Source organism: Pseudonocardia hispaniensis (genome assembly GCF_042658695.1).
In the GTDB taxonomy this organism is placed as follows: Bacteria; Actinomycetota; Actinomycetes; order Mycobacteriales; family Pseudonocardiaceae; genus Pseudonocardia; species Pseudonocardia hispaniensis.
Window position 1 is genome coordinate 75,026 of record NZ_JBHSQW010000034.1, and the last position, 19,030, is coordinate 94,055.

Below are 19,030 nucleotides of genomic sequence, written 5' to 3' on the forward strand. Positions count from 1 at the left end.
GTAGGGGTGAGTAGGTTCAGCGGATCGGAGCGAAACGGCCGTGAGGAGCACCAGCGTGAGTACTGACGAGTTACCGAGGTCGGGGCGCCCTCGGGTGATCGTCGTCGGGGCGGGCTTCGCCGGGCTGGCCGCCGTGCGCGAGCTACGCGACGCCGACGTGGACGTGCTGCTGCTGGACCGCGACCCCTTCAACACCTTCCAGCCGCTGCTCTACCAGGTGGCGACCGGGGGCCTGAACCCCGGCGACATCACCTACTCGCTGCGCGCCTTCGCCGCGCGTTTTCCCCACGCCCGGTTCCGGCGGGCGACCGTCACCGGGGTGGACACCGCACAGCGGCGGGTCCGGCTCGACAGCGGGGTCGAGGTCGGTTACGACTACCTGATCCTGTGCTGCGGGGTCGTCGCCAACTACTTCGGCATCCCTGGCGCCGAGGAGAACGCGTGGACGATCTACTCCCGACGGTCGGCGATCGCGGTCCGCGACCGGGTGCTGTCGAACCTGGAGTCCGTGGCGCAGGGCCGTGAGGGTGCGGTGGAACCCGTCGTGGTCGTCGTGGGCGGGGGCGCGACCGGGGTCGAGATGGCCGGGGCGCTCGCCGAGCTGCGCAACTCCGGCCTCCCGCTGGCCTATCCCGAGCTGGATCCGCGGCGCGCCCGGGTGGTGCTGGTCGAGATGGCCGACACCCTCCTGGCCCCGTTCCATCCGACGCTGCGGTCCTATGCGGCGCGGGCGCTGCGGGAGCGGGGGGTCGACCTGCGGCTGGGGACGGCTGTGCGGCAGGTCCGCCCGGACTCCGTCGTGCTCAGCGACGGAGAGTGCCTGCCCTCCGCCGTCACGGTCTGGGCGACCGGGGTGCGAGCCTGTGACCAGGTGGCGATGTGGGGGCTCCGGCAGGGTCCCGGCGGGCGCATCCAGGTCGAGGCCGACATGCGCGTGGTCGGACAGCCCGACGTGTTCGCCGTCGGCGATGTTGCGGCCAGGGGAGACGACCCGTTGCCCCAGCTCGCGCAGCCGGCGATCCAGGGCGGGCGGCACGCGGCCCGTCAGGTCCGCAGGCTGGCGAGGGGCGAACCGACCGAACCCTTCTCCTACCGGGACAAGGGCATCATGGCCACGATCGGCCGCAGCGACGCCGTGGTCCAGCTGCCCGGCAGGGTGCGGATGCGTGGCTTCGTGGCCTGGGTGGCGTGGCTGGGCCTGCACGTCCTGGCCTTGATGAGCAACCGCAACCGGTTGGCCACGATGGCGAACCTGGCGGTGCGCTACCTCACCTGGAAGCGCACCGCCAACGTCATCGTGGGTGATCCGCCGTAGGCGGCGGATCAGGCGTGTTCGGGCAGCGCGACCGGACGGTTGCCGTCGTTCCAGGCGGTGAACCCGCCGAGCAGGTCGGACACGTCGGCGAAGCCGCGGGCGCGCATCAGCGATGCGGCGACCGAGGAACGCATGCCGCTGGCGCAGATGACGACCGTCGGGGCAGCGGGGTCGAGCTCGCCGAGCCTGCCGACCAGGGCGGGCAGCGGCACCTGCAGGGCATGCGGCACCGTGCCGCCCACGCGGACCTCGCCCGGTCCCCGGACGTCGACGACCTGCACGGTGTCGAGCAGGCCGGCGAGCTGCTCCGCGGTGACCCGGCTGGCGGGCTGGGCGTCGGTGCCCAACCCGGCGGGCCCGCCGTCGAGGTGGCCGACGACCCGGTCGAAGCCGATGCGCGCGAGCCGGTTGCGGGCCTCGATCTCGGTGCCGGGATCGGTGACCAGGATGATGTCGGAGTCGGCGGCGAGCACCTGCCCGGCCTGCTCGGCGAAGCGGCCGCGGAGGTTGACGTTGACCGAGCCCGGGAGATGCCCGGTTGCGAACTCCTGCGGGTCACGGGTGTCGAGGACGGCGGCGCCGGCATCGCGGGCCTGCCGCACCTCGGTGAGCGACATGGCGCGCACCGGGGCCGTCTCGTCCAGGGTCGGCCGGGCCTCGCGGTTGCGGACCGAGGCGTAGGCGAAGTACATCGGAGCGGTCGTCTGGCCCTCGCAGACGGCGGTGACGAAGTCCTCCTCGCTCATCGGCGCCAGCGCGTAGTTCGTGCGGCGCTGATCGCCGACGGTGCTGCTGGTCTCCGTCGAGAGGTTCTTGCCACACGCGGAGCCCGCCCCGTGCGCGGGGTAGACCCGGGTCTCGTCCGGCAGGGTCAGCAGCTTCTCCCGGGTCGAACGGTAGAGGGCCTTCGCCAGGTCCTCCTTCGACCAGCCGCGCGCGCCCAGCAGGTCGGGGCGGCCGACGTCGCCGATGAACAGGGTGTCCCCGGTCAGGACCGCGTACGGGGTGGCGTCCCCGGCCTGCTCCCGGACCAGGATGCAGATCGACTCCGGGGTGTGCCCGGGGGTGTGCAGGATCTCCAGCTCGACCTCGCCGAGCGAGATTTTCTCGTGGTCGTCCAGCCGGTCGATCTCGAACTCGACCTGGGCGGCCGAGCCGTAGCCGATCCGGGCACCGGTGGCCGCGGCCAGCTCCAGGTGACCCGAGAGGAAGTCGGCGTGAACGTGGGTTTCGAGGACCCGCTCGATGCGCAGGCCCTCGGCCCTCGCGTCGGCGAGGTACTCACTCACATCGCGCTGCGGGTCGACCACGACGGCACGACCGGTGCCGCGGTCCCCGATGAGGTATGAGGCCTGGGACAGACATCCCAGGTAGTACTGCTTGAAAACGAGCCGACCGCCGTCCATGCCGATCTCCGTATGTCTCAGGCCGTCCATTCGAATGCTGCCCGAATGACCGTACATATATCTGGCGCCCGTGTCGAGAGTCGACGAGATGTTCGGTCAAAATGATCGAGGGTGTCGTCGGGTGCCGGGCTCACCGGCCGTCGGTATGTTGGCCCGAGCCGCTGCTGACCGGAGGTCGCCGACATGTCCGAGCCCGCCGCGTACTGGCATCCGTTCGCCGCCATGGCCGCGGTCGAGGGGGCCGAGTTCGTGATCACCCGCGCAGAGGACGTGTGGCTCTGGGACGACGCCGGCCGCCGCTATCTCGACGGGACGGCCAGCCTGTGGTGCGTCAACGTCGGACACGGCCGGCCGGAGATCATCGACGCGGTCACCGCCCAGATGCGTCGGCTCGCGACCTACCAGACCTTCGGCGACGTCGCGAACGAGCCCGCGCTCGCCCTCGCCCGGCGGCTGGCCGCGCTCGCCCCCGTCTCCGGGGGGAAGGTGTTCCTGGTCAACGGGGGTGGCGACGCGATCGACACCGCCGCGAAGATCGCCCGCGAGTACTTCGTGCGCACCGGCGCCCCCGAGCGCACCGTGCTGATCAGCCGGGAGCACGCCTACCACGGCACCTACGGTTTCGGGACCACCCTCGCCGGGATCCCGGCCAACCGGCTGGCCGGCCCGCTCGTCCCGGACGCCGCGCGGGTCCCCTACGACGATGCGGACGCGCTGGAGGCCGAGCTGGCGCGGCTGGGCCCGGAGCGGGTCGCCGCGTTCTTCGCCGAACCGGTGATCGGGGCGGGCGGGGTGCTGCCGCCGCCACCGGGCTACCTGGAGCGGGTCCGGCAGATCTGCACCCGCCACGGCGTGCTGTTCATCGCGGACAGCGTGATCTGCGGCTTCGGCCGGCTCGGTGACTGGTTCGGGCTCGACCGGTTCGGCGTCGTCCCCGACCTCATCGTCTTCGCCAAGGGGGTGACCAGCGGTTACCTGCCGCTGGCCGGGGTCGTCGCGGATGAGCGGGTGGCCGCCCCGTTCTGGGAGCCGGGGGCGGCGCCGTTCCGCCACGGAGCCACCTACTCCGGACATCCGACGGCATGCGCCGCGGCGCTGGCCAACCTCGACCTGCTGGAGCGCGACGGCCTGCTGGGGCGCGCCGCCGTCCTGGAGGGATCACTGCACCAGGCGTTGCGCACCGTCGCCGACCACCCGCTCGTCGCCGAGGTCCGGGGCGGCACCGGGGTGCTCGGCGCGGTGGCGCTGGAACCACAGCGGCTGCGGACCGAGCCGGACCTGCCCGCGCGGATCGCGCGGGCCGCCCGGGAGCGCGGGGTGCTCGTGCGGCCCACGGCCACCGCGGTGGCCGTCTCCCCGCCGCTGACCCTCGCCGACGACCATCTCGATCTGCTCGCCGAGGCGCTGGGCGCCGCCCTCGACGCCGCGCGCTGAGACCCGGCCGGATCAGTGGTCGCCGGCCAACTGCAGGGCCAACCACAGCTCGGCCCGGAACCCCGGCGAGTCGAGGTTGCGGCCGGTGAGCTCCTCGACCCGGCGCATCCGCTTGCGCAGGGTATGCCGGTGCACCCCGAGCCGGGCCGCGGCGGGTTCCCACTGGCCATGCTGGGCCAGCCACTCCCGCAGCGAACGGACCAGCTGGCCGCGGTGGCGTGTGTCGTGGCGTACCAGCGGGGCCAGCAGCGCCTCGGCGAACGCCGCTGCCTCGACCGGCCGCAGCAGCTCCAGCAGCGCGGTGCCGGCCAGCTCGGCGAACCGCACCAGCGGCTCGCCGGTGCGCAGCGCCGCCTCCACCGCCTGGCCGGCCTGCCGGTGGCCGTGGCCGACGGCGTCGTCGCCGACCGGGTCGGAGACGCCGACCGCCAGGCCGGGGTGCTGACCCGCGTTCTCCACCAGCCAGCCGAGGGCCTCCGGGTCGGTGGCCGGGACCAGCGCGACGAGCGTGTCCGCGAGGACGGCCGCGAACAGCGGCGGCCGGTCGGGTCCCCGCGCCTCGCAGGCCTCGAGCAGTTCCCGGCGGGCCTGCTCCCGCCCGGCCAGGGCGACGACGCGTAGCGGCGCGGGGGGGAGCTGCTCCGACAGGCCCGCCACGATCGACCGGGCGGCCTCGGCGCGTCCGGCCAGCACCATCCGCAGCAGCGCGGTGTGCAGGTCGCGCCGGGCCGCGGTGACCGAGGACGGGCCCGCGTGCAGCAGCGTGAGCAAGGAGACCGCCGAGCCGATGATCTGCATGTCAGCCGGGGCGAAGCCGTGTGGCCGGCCGGTCGCGAGCACGCCGCGGCCGTGCAGCCGCAGCGGCTGCAGGACGACCTGGCCACCCCGGCCGGTGACGGTCACGCTGGTCGGGCCGCGGTGGCGGCGGACTCGATCGACCTCGTCGGCGAGCTCGGCGAGATGCTCGTCGGCCGAACAGCCGGCCGCATGCACGACCGTGCCGGACGCGTCGAGCAGCAGCACCCAGGCGTCGAGTCGCCGCGCCAGCGTGCGCAGCACCCGGACGGGGGCATGGGGCTCCAGCGCCGCGGCGGTCAGGGCCCGCTGTGCCTCGTCGGTCCGGACCACCTCGGCGTAGACGTCGGCGGCGAGCGCGGCGGACACCGCCTTGCTGATCGCGATGAACGGCGTCCGCTCGGGGATCTCCAGCAGCGGAAGGCCGTACGCGCGGGTCGCCGCGCGCAGCGCCGCGGGTGCGACGGCGTGGCTGAGTCCGATGCCGAACCCGAGCCCGGCGACGCCGCGCTCGACCAGCCTGCGCACGAACGCCTCGTGGTCGGTGTCCGCGCCGAACCCGAGACCGGTGGTGAGCAGTAGCTCACCACCGTCGAGGTAGGTGGTCGGGTCGGCCAGCTCGCTGATGTGCACCCAGCTGATCGGACGGTCGAGCCATTCGTGCGGGCACGCCGGGATCAGGCCGAGGGTGTGGTCGTCGACCAAACTGCGCAGGGTGGCGGGCATCGGCTCCTCGGTGCCGAAGGCGGTTGCCCGATCGGAGCGATCGGAGGGGTGAATGTGCCGGTCTGGACACTAGCGGGCGGACGTGTTCGTGATCACTCTGGGGGGACCGGGGCGCCTGCCGCCGGCCCATGGTGAGCCCGAGCCCGACCGAGGAGAGCCGTGTCATGACCCAGACTGTCGCCGAGCGCTCCGGGGGAGCTCGCGCCGAGCGCTTCGTGGGACAGAGCGTGCGCCGCCGCGAGGACGCCGCGCTGATCACCGGACGTGCGACCTGGACCGACAACATCGCGCTGCCCGGCACGCTGCACATGGCGCTGGTGCGCAGCCCGCTCGCGCACGCCCGGATCCTCGGCATCGGCACCCGGGCGGCCCTCGCGTCGCCCGGCGTGGTCGCGGTGCTCACCGGCGAGGACCTGGCGGACGACTTCGCGATCGGACTGCCCTGCGGCTGGCCGGTCACGGAGGACATCAAGATTCCCGAGCACCTGCCGCTGGCCCGCGGCGAGGTCAACCACGTCGGGGAGGCGGTCGCCGTCGTGGTGGCCACCGACGCTGCCGCCGCCCGCGACGCGCTCGAGCTCGTCGAGGTCGACTACGAGGAACTGCCCGCCGTCGTCGACGTCGAGGCGGCGCTGGCCGACGGCGCGCCGCTGGTCCACGAGCAGCTCGGGACGAACCACTGCTACACCTGGCCGCTGCAGGTCGGCGACGTCGACGCCGCGTTCGCGCAGGCCGACGTCGTGGTAGAGGGCCGCTATCTGCAGCAGCGGGTGCTCGCCTCGCCGATGGAGCCGCGCGCGGTGGTGGTCAACCCGGATCCCGTCGGCGGCGGCTTCACGGTCTACACCTCGACCCAGGTTCCGCATTTCGTCCGCGACCTGCTCGCGATGATCTGCGGCATCTCGGACACCAAGATCCGTGTCGTCGCCCCCGACGTCGGCGGCGGCTTCGGCTCCAAGCTGAACATCTATGCCGAGGAGGCGCTCGCGCTCGCCCTCGCCCGGCGGCTGGGCAAGCCGGTCAAGTGGACCGAGACCCGCTCGGAGCACCACGTCGCCACCACCCACGGCCGCGGCCAGGTGCAACGCATCGCGGTCGCCGCCACCCGGGACGGCCGCATCCTCGGGATGCGGGTGAACCTGCTCGCCGACATGGGGGCCTACCTGCAGCTGCTCACCCCGGGCATCGCGGTGTTCGGCGCGTTCACCTACTGCGGGCTCTACGACTTCGGCGCCTACTCCTTCGAATGCCAGGGCGTGTTCACCAACCTGACCCCGACCGACGCCTACCGGGGGGCCGGACGCTCGGAGGCCGCCTACGCCCATGAGCGGATCATGGACGACCTCGCCCGCGAGCTCGGCATGGATCCGGCGCAGGTCCGCCTGCGCAACCTCCATCCGCCCTTCCACGAGCCGCGCACGGTGCCGTCCGGGGTCATGTACGACTCCGGCGACTACGAGGCCTGCATGAACAAGGCGCTCGCCCTCGTCGGCTACGACGAGCTGCGCGCCGAGCAGCGGCGCCGCCGCGAGGCGCGGGAGCCGGTCCAGCTCGGGATCGGGATCGGGAACTTCACCGAGAGCGGCGGGCTGTCGCCGTCGAAGGTTGCGGCCGGGGTGCGGTTGCAGAGCGGCGGCTGGGAGGCGGCCACCGTCCGGATGACGACGCTGGGCAAGGTCGAGGTCGTCACCGGCACCTCGCCGCACGGCCAGGGCCACGAGACCGCGTGGGCCCAGATCGCCGCCGACGCGCTCGGCGTGCATCCCGACGACGTCGAGGTCCTGCACGGGGACACCGCGATCGCCCCGTTCGGCCGCGATACCTACGGTTCGCGCAGCCTGCCCGTCGGCGGGGTCGCGGTGCACCTGGCCGCGGAGAAGGTCGTGGACAAGGCGCGCACCATCGCGGCGCATCTGCTGGAGGCCGCCGAGGACGACCTCGAGTTCTCCGGCGGCCGGTTCAGCGTGGCGGGCACGTCCGGCCCGGGTATCACCATCGGGGAGGTGGCACTGGCCGCCTCCCTGGCCGCCGACCTGCCCGAGGGCATGGAGCCCAACCTCACCGCCGACCACCATTTCGACCCGCCGAACTTCACCTGGCCGTTCGGCACGCATATCTGTGTGGCCGAGGTCGACACCGAGACCGGTCGGACCCGGATCGTGCGCTACGTCGCCGTCGACGACTGCGGGCCGCTGGTCAACCCGGCGATCGTCGAGGGCCAGCTGCACGGCGGGATCGCCCAGGGCGTCGCCCAGGCGCTCTACGAGCATGCCTGCTACGACGCGGCCGGCAACCCGACGACCGCGACGCTGGTCGACTACACCGTTCCCGCGGCGAGCGACCTGCCCGCCTTCGAGCTCGACCAGACGATCACGCCCTCGCCGACGAACCCGATGGGCGTCAAGGGGATCGGCGAGTCCGGTGCGATCGGCTCCTCGCCCGCGGTGGTCAACGCCGTCATCGACGCCGTGGCCCACCTCGGGGTGACCCACCTGGACATGCCGGTCACCCCGCAGCAGGTGTGGCGGGCGCTGCACGCGGCGGGCCACACTGCGAGGACCGCCTGAGCACGTTCGGCCGGAAAGGAGCCGACCATGGTGGCCATCAACTGCGACATGGGTGAGGCCTTCAGCATCTACCGCTGCGGCGACGACGAGGGGTTGATGCCGCTCATCACGCTCGCCAACGTGGCCTGCGGCTTCCACGCCTCGGACCCCCGGGTGATGCGCCGGACGGTCGCGCTGGCCAAGGAGCACGGGGTACGGGTGGGGGCGCATCCGTCGCTGCCGGACCGGGAGGGCTTCGGCAGGCGCGAGATGAAGCTGGAGCGCGAGGAGCTCACCGCCGCCGTGATCTATCAGGTGGGCGCGCTGGCGGGGTTCCTGCGCGAGCGCGGCATGGACCTGTCGCACATCAAGCCGCACGGGTCGCTGTACGGGATGGCGGCCCGCGACGAGCAGGTCGCCGAGGCGATCGCCGACGCCGCGGACGTGTTCGGGGTGCCGCTCATGGGACTGTCGGGCACCGCCCACGAGCGGGTGTGGGGGGAGCGTGGCTTCATCGCGGAGTACTACGCCGACCTGGACTACCGCCCCGACGGCTCGTTGATCATTACCCGGGTGCACGAGGCGTTCGACCCCGTGGAGTCGGCCCGCGGCGCGGTGCGCGCGGTCACCGAGGGGGTCACCACCGCGATCGACGGCACCGAGATCCCGGTGCGCGCCGACTGCGTCTGCGTGCACTCCGACACCCCCCAAGGCGGTCGAGGTCGCGAAGGCGGTCAACGAGGCCCTGCAGCCCTATCTGTCCTGAACCACCCCGAGCACGAGGAGTCCCATGGCCCGCCACGAGGTCATCTCGCCCATCCCCGGCGTCTTCTACCGCCGGCCCGACCCGGACAGCGATCCGTTCGCCACCGAGGGCCAGCTCGTGGCCGCCGCCGACGTCGTCTGCCTCGTGGAGGTGATGAAGTCCTTCCACCAGGTCGCGGCGGGCGCGGCCGGGACGGTGGTCGAGTTCCTCGTGGAGAACGAGGACGTCGTGGAGGCGGGGCAACCGGTCGCGGTGATCGAGCCGACCGGCATCGAGGCCGGGTGAAACGCCTGCTCGTCGCCAACCGCGGCGAAATCGCGGTGCGGATCATCCGCGCCGCGCGCGACCTCGGGATCTCGACGGTCGCGGTGCACAGCACGGCCGACGCGGCGGCGCCGCACGTCCGGCTGGCCGACACGGCGGTCGAGATCGGGCCGCCACCCGCGGGCAAGAGCTACCTCCTGGCGGACGCGATCATCGAGGCGGCCAGGGCCGCGGGTGCCGACGCCGTGCATCCCGGCTACGGGTTCCTCGCCGAGCGGGCCGCGTTCGCCGCCGCGGTCGCCGACGCCGGTCTGATCTTCGCCGGACCCGATGCGTCGGTGATCGAGCAGATGGGGGACAAGGTCCGGGCCCGCCAGGTGGCGGCCGCCGCGGGGATCCCGACGATGCCGGGCACGTCCTGGGGTGTCACGGACCTGGAAACGGCGCTGAGCGAGGCCGCGCGGATCGGCTACCCGGTGATGCTCAAGGCCGCCGCGGGCGGAGGTGGACGCGGCATCCGGGTCGTCGACGACGAGGCCGGCCTTCGCGGGGCGTTCGGCACCGCGTCGAAGGAGGCGGCCAGCGCGTTCGGCGACGGCCGGATGTACCTGGAGCGCTACATCCGGCGCGCCCGGCACGTGGAGGTGCAGGTGCTCGGCGACGGCGCGGACGTCGTGCACCTCGGCGAGCGCGAGTGTTCGCTGCAGCGCCGGCGGCAGAAGATGGTCGAGGAGGCGCCGGCGCCGGGCATCGATCCGGACCTGCGCGCGGCGATGACCGCGGCCGCGGTGCGGCTGGCCCGCGAGGTCGGCTACCGCAGCGCCGGGACCGTGGAGTTCCTCGTCGACGACGAGACGCACGAGTTCTTCTTCATCGAGATGAACACCCGGATCCAGGTCGAGCACCCGACGACGGAGCTGGTCACCGGGCTCGACCTGGTGGCCGAGCAGCTGCGGGTGGCGGCGGGGGAGCGGCTGCGGCTGCGTCAGGAGGAGGTCGTCGCCCGCGGTTGGGCGATCGAGTTCCGGGTGTGCGCGGAGGACCCGGAGCGTGACTTCCTCCCGGCCCCGGGCCGGGTCGGCCGGGTCGTGCTGCCCAGCGGGCCGTGGGTGCGGGTGGACACCTGGCTCGAGTCCGACAGCGCCGTCCCGCCGTTCTACGACTCGCTGCTGGCGAAGGTCGTGGTCTGGGGCGAGGATCGGCCCGGCGCGATCCGGCGGTCCCGCCGGGCGCTCGCCGAGCTCACGGTCGACGGGATCCCCACCACCGCCGGGCTGTGTGCCGAGTTGCTCGACGAGCCGTGGTTCGCGACCGGCGCATTCCACACCGGAACCCTTGAACAGTGGTTACCCGACCGCAGAAAGGCGGCACGGTGAACGAGGTCCAGGCCGCGCGGTACAGCTGGGGCGGCGATGAGTTCATCTTCGTCGAGATGGCCGAACAGATGAGTCTGCAGGCCAACTTCCGGGTCATGGCGATCACGAAGGCGTTACGCGACAAGCGTCCCGACGGGGTGCTGGAGATCTGCCCGGCCAACGCGTCCTACCAGGTCCGCTACGACCCCGACGTGATCGAACCCGGTGAGCTGCTCGACCGGCTGCAGGACCTGGAGCGCCAGGTCGGCGACGCGCACAGTCTCGCCCTGCCCACCCGGATCGTGGAGATCCCGGTCCTCTACCGCGACCCGTGGACGACCGAGACGCTGATGCGCTTCCGCGACCGTCACCAGGACCCCGGGTCGACCGACATCGAGTACGCCGCGCGGATCAACGGATACGCCTCCGTCGAGGAGTTCATCGCGGCGCATTCCGGTTCGCCGTGGTTCACCTCGATGGTCGGGTTCGTGGCCGGTCTACCGTTCATGTTCCAGATGGTGCCGCGGGAACGGCAGATCATCGTGCCGAAGTACCTGCGCCCGCGCACCGACACCCCCAAGCAGACCGTCGGCTACGGCGGCTGTTTCTCCTGCATCTACTCGGTGCGCGGGGCGGGCGGCTACCAGCTGTTCGGGATCACCCCGGCACCGATCTACGACCCGACCCAGTCGCTGCCCGACTTCACCGAGTTCATGGTCTTCTTCCGGCCCGGGGACATCGTCCGGTTCGCGCCCGTGGACCGGGAACGCTACGACGCCCATCTCGCCGAGGTCGAGGCCGGGACGTTCCGGATCAGGACCGAGCCGGTCGAGTTCAGCCTGCACGAGTTCCTCGACGATCCCGACGCCTACAACGCGCGCCTGCTGGAGGTGCTGTGATGACCCTCCGGGGGATGATCGAGGTCCGCAAACCCGGCCTCTCGACGACCGTGCAGGACAGCGGTCGGACCGGCTACTACGACGTCGGCATCCCGCCCTCGGGCGCCCTGGACCAGTACTCGATGCAGGCGGCGAACCTGCTGGTCGGCAACCCGTCCGGGGCGGCGACGCTGGAATGCGTCTATCTCGGGCCGGAACTGGAGTTCACCGCGGACGCGGTGATCGCGGTGACCGGGGCGACCATGATCCCGCGGGTCAACGGTGAGGACCGCCCGCTGTGGGAGTCGTTCCCGGTACGCACGGGTGATGTGCTCGACTTCGGGTACCTCACCGCCGGAGCGCGTGCCTATCTCGCGGTGGCGGGCGGCATCGACGTGCCCGAGGTGTTGGGCAGCCGCTCGACCTACGGGCTCGGCACGCTGGGCGGGCTGGAGGGCAGGCCGCTGACCGAGGGTGACCGCCTGCCGGTCGGCCCGTCCGCCGACGGCGCCGCCGGGCGTCGGGTACCCGACGAGCTGCGGCCGGTGCTGAGCAAGGATGTCGAGATCCGCGTGATGATGGGCCTGTACGACCATCGGCTGACCGCGGCGGGCCGCGCGACGTTCCTCGGAACGACCTGGACGCTCACCCCGGTCGCCGACCGCATCGGGTTCCGCTACGCGGGCGCGACACTGGAGACGGTCGAGCGGGAACCCCCGTTCGGCGCGGGCCAGGACCCGTCGAACATCGTGGACGCGCCGTACCCGATCGGCTCGATCCAGGTTCCCGGAAGCGTGGAGCCGATCATCCTGCATCGCGACGCCGTGTCCGGCGGCGGCTACATGATGGTCGCCACGGTGCTGTCGGGGGACCTCGACGTCGTCGCCCAGTCGGCGCCGAACACCCGGACCCGTTTCGTCGCCGTCGAGCTCGAGGAGGCGCTGGCCGCCCGGGCCGCCTACCGCGAGCGCGGCAGGCGGCTTCGGGCGGCACTGACCGGCTGAGGCGGCCTATTCGATCTTCTGCGCGGCGCGAAGCTGGTCGCAGGTTCGCGCCACGTCCTCCCAGACCCGGCGGGCCTCGTCGTCCGAGGCGATCCAGTTCCCGGCCTCGGCCGCCGCGGCCGCATCGCCGTTCTCGGCGAGAACGTGCAGCTCGACCAGTCGATCCACCCATTCGGGCTGCTGCTGGCCGCTGTCGCTCTCGGATCCGGCGGGGGCGTACGTGGGCTCGGGACTCATACCGTCCTCCTGACGTCGATGGCGGTGACGGATTCGCGGCACGGCGCCGTTGCCGACCGCGTGCGTGGCATGGGCTGCACCTGCGCCAGTCTTGACCTGCGGATGTCCGGTGTCATCCGCCTGCGGCAACTTGTGAGAGGAGCCACGCGCGGAACCGGCACCGACCCGGATGAGGTGGACCTATCCGGCACGGACGGGGGCCGGCCGCTCAGCCGAAACGTCGGGACAGCCGGGCGAAGATCGTCGGCGCCAGTCCGTGGACGCGGGCGCCGAGGACGAGCCAGCGCGGGACGAACACCTCGGCCCGGTCGCGGCGCACCGCGTCCACGAGCGCGTCCGCGACCGCGGCCGCGGTCACCGGCCGGGGGAACCGTCGTTCGTAGGCCCGGCCGCGGTGGGTGAAGAACGGCGTGTCCACGGCGCCGGGCAGCACGGTGGTCACGCCGATGCCGGACTCGACGCGCACGGCGTCGGCGAAGCCCCGAAGCCCGGCCTTCGTCGCGGAGTAGACGGCCTCGTCCGCGACCCCGACCGCCGCGATGGACGCCACGAACGCCAGGTGCCCGTCCTGGGCGCGTAGCGTCGGCAGCAGCGCGCGGGTGAGCTGCATCGGAGCCGTCAGGTTGACCGCCACCAGGTCGGCGGTCGTCGCGGCGTCCAGGTCGGCGAGCGGACCGGCCGCGCCCAGCCCCGCGCCGTGGACCAGCAGCGCGACCGTGCCGGCGGCGGCCGCGCAGACCTCGTCGATGCCCGCCTGCCCGCGAAGGTCGGCCTGCAGCGGGCGGCCGCCGGTGCGGTCGGCGACCGCGCCGAGCCGCCGCGGATCCCGGCCGACCAGCAGCAGCTCGCAGCCCTCGCGGGCCAGCCGCTCGGCCACCGCCGCGCCGATTCCGGAGGAGGCGCCGGTGACCACCGCGAAGCGCCCGGCGAGCCTCATCCGGGGGCCCGGTCGGCATGCTGGCCTGGCTGCGTGGCGGCCTCCGCGATGTCGAGCCGATGCAGCAGATGCGATCCGCGCGCGGAGATGAGCCCGATCCCGGCGATGATCACCAGCGCGGCGACGCACTCCCCGGCGAGCTTGGTCGGGGAGGTGTCGAGCCGCTCGCCCAGCCAGCCCACGCCGATCATGACCCCGACGATCGGGTCGACGCTGGTGATCACCGCGACGGCCGGGGACACCAGCCTGCCCTGCTGGAAGGTGTTCTGGCTGAGCAGGAACCCGATCGGGCCGATGATGCACACGATGTAGAGCGTCAGATGGCGGAACGGCTCATCCAGGCCCATCCTCAGCTGGCCTGTGATGATCTTCATCAGGCCGGCCGTCACGCCGTAGATGACCCCGGTGGCCAGGGCGAGTGCCAGGACCCGCGAGGAGTGCTGGACCACGGAGGCGTACCCCAGGCAGGCCGCCACCAGCACGAGCAGGGTGATCGCCAGCGGCAGCCCCGACTGCAGCTCGAACGGCTCGCCCATGCGGGCCGACGTCGGCCGGGCCAGCAGCAGGAACGCCGACAGGCCCGCGGCGCAGCACAGCGCGCCGAGCAGGATGAGCGGATCGGGCCGCAGCCGCGACATGAGTGCGGAAAAGCCCGCGGCGAACGCCACCCCGGTCACCAGCAGCGGCTGCACGACCGCGAGCGGGCCGAACGCGAGCGCGACGAGCTGCAGGGCGAGGGCCACGACGGTGGCGGCGAGCCCGAGCAGCCACATCGGCCGGTCCAGCAGCTCGACCAGCAGCCGCGGGCTGAGGGTCGGGGTGACCGGCACCTCCTTGGTCGCCCGCTGCTGGGCCGCGCTGGCCAGGCCGAACCCCGCGGCGCCGAGCAGCGCCGCGGGTACCGCGACGAACAGCATCGCGCCGGATGCGGTGGAGCTCATCGTCACCCCCAGCCCCGATCGGAACAACCCGGCCGTTGTGGCAACGATCGTTCCCTACATCCTGCGCAGCGACACCTGGATCCGGCCCGGAATTTCCTCGATCTCACCGATGATGCCCGGATCGGCCGTGATGCCGATCCCGGTCGTGCGGCCCCAGTTGAGGGCGCCGACGGCCAGCGCGACCCCGTCGGCGAGCGGCAGCACCGGATAGACCTCGGCGACCAGCCCGCCGCGGCAATGCAGCGGGCGCCGTACCCCGGGCATGACCGAGGCCAGGAGGTGGAAGAAGCGCCGCCCGTACACCTGGCGGACCGCCAGGGCCTGCAGCCGGCCCGGGAGCAGCCCGAGGAGGTTCAGCACGGCCGCGGTGGCCTCGGGCTGACCGGCCGAGGACCCGTCGGCCACCGCCCTGGCGACGTGCGCGATCCGCTCGCGGGCGGGCATCGGACCGGTGGGCAGGTCGATGGACACCGCGGCGGTCCGGTTGCCCGGCGCGCGGCTGTGCACCGCGGCGCTGGTGCGGGTCGTCATCGGCACCATGGCCCGGACCGTGGCGGGGACGGCGGTGGGTGGCCGTCGCTCGGCGAGCAGTGTGTGCAGGGTGTCGGCCACCACGGCCAACAACAGCACCGTGGTGCCGACCCCGTGGGCCCTGGCCTTGGCCCGCACCTGCGCGCCGTCCAACCGGACGCTGACCCGCCGGTGGCCGGGGCCGGTGACCTCACCGGTCAGCGGGGACGCCCCGGCCGGACCCGCGAGGGCCAGGCTCGCCACCCCGCGGGCGATCGTCGCGGCGCGACCGGCGGCGCGCACCACCGCCCCGGCCCGCGGCCCGGTGACCGTCGACGGGGCCGGATCGGCGGCCGCGCCGGGCGCGGCCCGGCGGACCGACTCCTCGTCGGCCAGCAGCCGTACCAGCGCATCGGTGACGGCCAGACCATCCCCGAGTGCGTGGTGCACCTTCGCCAGCACGGCGACGTGCCCCGCCGCGCGGTCCCGCGCCACCTGTAGCTCCCACCCCGTGCGCACCGGGTCGACGGGAGCGGCGAAGAAGGCCGTGACCGCGTCGTCCCAGCTCGGCTGGTCGCCGCCCGGGCCGATCTCCACCATCCGCGGCTGGATGTGCCGGGCCGGGTCGACGTCCTCGCCGTCGACCCAGTGCAGGGGAAGTCCCGGCCGCGGCCGGGCGAGCCGCCTGCGCAGCAGGCCGATCTGTGGAACCCGGCGGCGGACCAGCTCGGCCAGATACTCGGGCCAGTCGTCACGACGCGCCGGGTCCTCGATCACGATCCGGGCACCGATCTGCTGGGGCACCCGGGGCGTCGCGGCGTGCAGGAACAGCGCGTCCTGCGCGCGCACCCGGGGAGCGCGGGCGACGTGCCGTCCCGCGGTCAGAGCGGCGAGCGCCGCGACATCGGCGGCCAGGTCCGCGGCGGCGACGAAAGCCCGCAGGTGTCGCTGCCGCTCGGCCCTGCATCGCGGCTCCATGAGCTCGGCGACCGCGGCGGCGAGCGCGGCGGGCCCCGGGCACACCGTCGCCAGACCGGCCTGCGCCAGCAGGGCGGCGTTCGCCCGGCCGTGGCCCGCGATCGGAGCGAAGATCAGCAACGGGCGGGCGCAGGCCAGCGCCTCGGCCGCGGTGGCGCCCCCGGCGTTGGTCACCACCAGGTCGCAGCCGCCGGTGGCGGTGGCGGGATCCTCGATCCAGTCCACGACCCGCATCCGCTCCCCCCGGGGGTGGGCCCGGGCCAGGCGGCTCAGCCTGCGCCGCACCGCGGCGTCACGGCTGCAGCTGACCAGCACGTCCGCGCCCGCGTCGAGGACGGCCGAGCATGCCGCGCCGAGGTCCCCGAAGGCCATGGAGCCGAACGAGACGTAGGCCAGTGGCGGTCGGTCCGCCGGCCCGGGCTCGTCGGCCGGCTCGGTCGCCGTGGGCGGGACGAACCGGGCCGCGACCGGCAGGCCCGCCACCCGGACCCGGGCTCCCGGGGCCGCGCGTTCCAGCAGGGGCAGGGCGGCCTCGGTGGAGACCAGGTGCAGATCCAGCGCCGGGTCGGCCCAGAGTGGATGCGGCGCCGGATCCACGATCAGCGCGACCGCAGGGACCGTGAGCCGGCCGTGCCTGCGCAACCACCCGAGCCCGGTGATGCCCTCGGGAAACGTGGCGACGACCAGGTCGGGGGCGTGCCGGGCCAGCGCCACGGCCAGCCCCCGACCGCTCCAGGCGCCGATGATCGCCCGGGTTCCCGCGCGGAACGGGGGCGCGTTCCACAGCAGCCACAGGTACAGCTCGTAGAGCCAGGGCAGGCGGCGGATGCAGGCACTGTAGACGGCCCGGAAGACACGTGGGGTGTGCCGGCCCATCCCGTCGAGCGTCTCGGTCCACACCACCTCGACCCCCGGCCACACCTGGCGGGCCCGTTCCTCGACGGCACGGGCGGCCGCGTGGTGGCCCTCGCCGAGGCTGCCGGTGACGAGCAGCAAGCGGCGCGGGGGCGGGGTCGCCGCGGCGGGACCCGCGGTCTGCGGCACGACGGTCGGTGAGCTCACCTGGCCCCCGGTGATCGACGTCGCGCTAGCGTGGCCGCATGGGACGAGCCGGGCCCGGGCGGGTCCTGCTGTTGTCGGCCCCGGTCGGGCAGGGCCATGTCGCGGCCGCCCGCGCGTTGGCCGCGCGGATGCGCGCGCTGTGGCCGGACGCGCAGATCCATGAGGTCGAGCGGACCGGTCGCGGCAGCCGATGGCGCGACGGGCTGCTGCAGCACGCGTACTCGGTGACGATGCGGTTCGCCCCCGGCCTCTACGGCGCGGGCTACGACCTGCTCGTCCGCTGTCCGCGCTTCGCCCGGCTGTGCAAGTGGGTCGTGGCGGGCCGCCTCGGCAGGGCGCTGGCGCCACTGTTGGACACCGAGCGGCCGGACCTGGTGATCTCCACCTATCCGATGACCTCCGGTGGGCTCGCCTGGCTGCGCCGCCGTGGCCGGCTGCCCGCCCGTGCGGTGGCGGTGGTCACCGACGTGGCGGTGCACCCGTTCTGGGTCTGGCCCGAGCTGGACGAGACGTGGACGCTGCTGCCCGAATCCCGGGCCCAAGCGCAGGCGGTGGTCCCGGGAGGGCAGGTGAGGGTCGTTCCGCCCGCCGTCGGTCCCGGCTTCCGGCCCGGCGACCAGGTCGCCGCGCGCGCGGCCGCCGGCCTGCCCGCCGACACCTTCGTGGTGCTGGTGACCGGTGGCTCGTTGGCTTTCGGCGGGCTGGAGCCCCTGGTCGAGGCCGTTCTGGCGGCCGGAGCCGCGGTGCAGGCGGTGGTGCTGTGCGGGCGCAACGAACGGTTGCGGGCCCGGCTGCTGGCCCGCGGCGAGCCCCGCGACCGGCTGGTCGTGCACGGCTGGACCGATCGGGTCGCGCAGCAGATCACGGCGGCCGATGTGGTCCTGACGACCGCGGGCGGGATGACCGCCACCGAGGCGCTGTCGGTCGGGCGGCCGGTGCTGTTCGCCGCCCCCGTCCCCGGGCACGGGTGCGCCGGCGCGGAGATGATGGCGCGGGCGGGCCTTGCTGTGGTCTGCCCGCGGCCCGCCGACGTGACGGCGGCCCTGCGCGGGCTGCGGGCCGAGCCGTCCCGGCTGGCCGCGCTGCGCCGCGGCGCGCAGGCCTTCGGCCACCGGGACCTGGACGGGGAGCTGGCCGCGCTGGCCGAGCGGGTCTGACCGGCTCAGGCCACCGCGGGGGCACCGATGCGCAGCCGGATGCCCTCGCCGGCCAGCGACCGGTGGAACCACCACAGCGAAAGGCCGATGCCCATCGCCACCACCGTGTAGGAGCCCGCCGTGGACACCATCAGATAGTCCCCGACGGTCTGGGTGGCCAGTACGGTCAGTGTCGTCACGCCGTTGACCAGGAACACCAGCGCCCACAGCAGCGAGACCCGCCGGAAGAAGCGCTTCATCCGCGGATGTCTGGTCAGCGCCTCGGGGAAGGCACAGAAGTCGTCGGCCAGCTTCGCCAGCAGCGGTCGGTCGAAGCCGATCGTCAGCAGCAGCATCAGCGCGAAGAGGAAGTTCTGCGCGGTGGGCTGCAGGAAGTACAGGAACGCGCTCCCGCTCCAGTACCCGACCACCGTGCGGACCACCAGCAACGCGGTACTGATCAGCAGGATCGCCGGCAGCCGCTTGCGCAGCAGCAGTCGGCTGCCGATCGCCGCCGCGGACCAGCCGAGCGCGGCGAACAGCCCGGCATCGAACCCGATGTGGGTGAACAGGACCCAGAACAGGGCCAGCGGGATGAGGGTGGACTCGAGCAACGGTCGCCCGGCGTGTCGGAGCAACGATCCGATCGGTGGAAGGTGGATCGTCATCCGATGTTCCGGCATGCGCGCGTTCTCCCTCTCCGGGTCGATGGTGGCGTCCGGAAGTGTACTGAGATTGAT

Annotated in this window: 14 protein-coding genes; 7 read left to right on the plus strand and 7 right to left on the minus strand. The window is 73.4% G+C overall.

The window, feature by feature from the left end; translation table 11 throughout:
- Nucleotides 1-55: 55 nt before the first annotated feature.
- Entirely contained in the window at nt 56-1,315 is a 1,260-nt protein-coding gene (locus ACFQE5_RS16330) for an NAD(P)/FAD-dependent oxidoreductase (protein WP_379586051.1), read from the plus strand.
- Nucleotides 1,316-1,323: 8 nt separating this feature from the next.
- Here ACFQE5_RS16330 and ACFQE5_RS16335 read toward each other — a convergent pair whose 3' ends face one another.
- Nucleotides 1,324-2,721, minus strand: coding sequence for an MBL fold metallo-hydrolase (locus tag ACFQE5_RS16335; RefSeq protein WP_379586053.1), 1,398 nt, complete (start codon nt 2,719-2,721; stop codon nt 1,324-1,326).
- Between the two features lie 183 nt (nt 2,722-2,904).
- Between ACFQE5_RS16335 and ACFQE5_RS16340 the strand changes: the two genes are divergently transcribed.
- Complete coding sequence (locus ACFQE5_RS16340; protein WP_379586055.1) at nt 2,905-4,155, plus strand: aminotransferase family protein; 1,251 nt, start codon at nt 2,905-2,907, stop codon at nt 4,153-4,155.
- 12 nt (nt 4,156-4,167) lie between these two features.
- Here ACFQE5_RS16340 and ACFQE5_RS16345 read toward each other — a convergent pair whose 3' ends face one another.
- Nucleotides 4,168-5,676: a PucR family transcriptional regulator gene (locus ACFQE5_RS16345; RefSeq protein ID WP_379586057.1), complete on the minus strand. Its 1,509-nt coding sequence runs from the start codon at nt 5,674-5,676 to the stop codon at nt 4,168-4,170.
- A gap of 164 nt (nt 5,677-5,840) precedes the next feature.
- Between ACFQE5_RS16345 and ACFQE5_RS16350 the strand changes: the two genes are divergently transcribed.
- The 4 genes from ACFQE5_RS16350 to ACFQE5_RS16375 are packed head-to-tail and all read left to right on the plus strand — an operon-like array spanning nt 5,841 to nt 12,489.
- On the plus strand, nt 5,841-8,243 hold the full coding sequence (locus tag ACFQE5_RS16350) for a xanthine dehydrogenase family protein molybdopterin-binding subunit (protein WP_379586059.1): 2,403 nt from the start codon (nt 5,841-5,843) through the stop codon (nt 8,241-8,243).
- A 27-nt stretch (nt 8,244-8,270) separates the two neighbouring features.
- A complete protein-coding gene (locus ACFQE5_RS23205) occupies nt 8,271-10,628 on the plus strand; it encodes an acetyl-CoA carboxylase biotin carboxylase subunit (RefSeq protein WP_449301278.1) in 2,358 nt (785 codons plus the stop codon).
- Complete coding sequence (locus tag ACFQE5_RS16370) at nt 10,625-11,506, plus strand: 5-oxoprolinase subunit B family protein (protein ID WP_379586061.1); 882 nt, start codon at nt 10,625-10,627, stop codon at nt 11,504-11,506. The genes ACFQE5_RS23205 and ACFQE5_RS16370 overlap by 4 nt, the downstream gene beginning before the upstream one ends.
- The gene (locus ACFQE5_RS16375) at nt 11,506-12,489 is read left to right on the plus strand and encodes a 5-oxoprolinase subunit C family protein (RefSeq protein ID WP_379586063.1); all 984 of its coding nucleotides are present in this window, start codon (nt 11,506-11,508) and stop codon (nt 12,487-12,489) included. Before ACFQE5_RS16370 ends, ACFQE5_RS16375 begins: the two co-directional genes overlap by 1 nt.
- A 6-nt stretch (nt 12,490-12,495) precedes the next feature.
- On the opposite strand, the gene ACFQE5_RS16380 is transcribed toward ACFQE5_RS16375, so the two are convergent.
- The 4 genes from ACFQE5_RS16380 to ACFQE5_RS16395 form a co-directional block, all read right to left on the minus strand.
- Nucleotides 12,496-12,726, minus strand: a complete 231-nt coding sequence (locus ACFQE5_RS16380) for a hypothetical protein (RefSeq protein ID WP_379586065.1) — start codon at nt 12,724-12,726, stop codon at nt 12,496-12,498.
- 208 nt (nt 12,727-12,934) lie between these two features.
- Entirely contained in the window at nt 12,935-13,663 is a 729-nt protein-coding gene (locus ACFQE5_RS16385; RefSeq protein ID WP_379586067.1) for an SDR family NAD(P)-dependent oxidoreductase, read from the minus strand.
- Nucleotides 13,660-14,604, minus strand: a complete 945-nt coding sequence (locus ACFQE5_RS16390) for a DMT family transporter (RefSeq protein ID WP_379586069.1) — start codon at nt 14,602-14,604, stop codon at nt 13,660-13,662. The genes ACFQE5_RS16385 and ACFQE5_RS16390 overlap by 4 nt, the downstream gene beginning before the upstream one ends.
- 54 nt (nt 14,605-14,658) lie before the next feature.
- A complete protein-coding gene (locus ACFQE5_RS16395; protein ID WP_379586070.1) occupies nt 14,659-17,154 on the minus strand; it encodes a wax ester/triacylglycerol synthase domain-containing protein in 2,496 nt (831 codons plus the stop codon).
- 38 nt (nt 17,155-17,192) lie between these two features.
- Here ACFQE5_RS16395 and ACFQE5_RS16400 point away from each other — a divergent pair, with 38 nt between their 5' ends.
- On the plus strand, nt 17,193-18,311 hold the full coding sequence (locus tag ACFQE5_RS16400) for an MGDG synthase family glycosyltransferase (protein ID WP_379586072.1): 1,119 nt from the start codon (nt 17,193-17,195) through the stop codon (nt 18,309-18,311).
- 5 nt (nt 18,312-18,316) lie between these two features.
- On the opposite strand, the gene ACFQE5_RS16405 is transcribed toward ACFQE5_RS16400, so the two are convergent.
- The gene (locus ACFQE5_RS16405; RefSeq protein ID WP_379586074.1) at nt 18,317-18,973 is read right to left on the minus strand and encodes a VC0807 family protein; all 657 of its coding nucleotides are present in this window, start codon (nt 18,971-18,973) and stop codon (nt 18,317-18,319) included.
- Nucleotides 18,974-19,030: the final 57 nt, after the last annotated feature.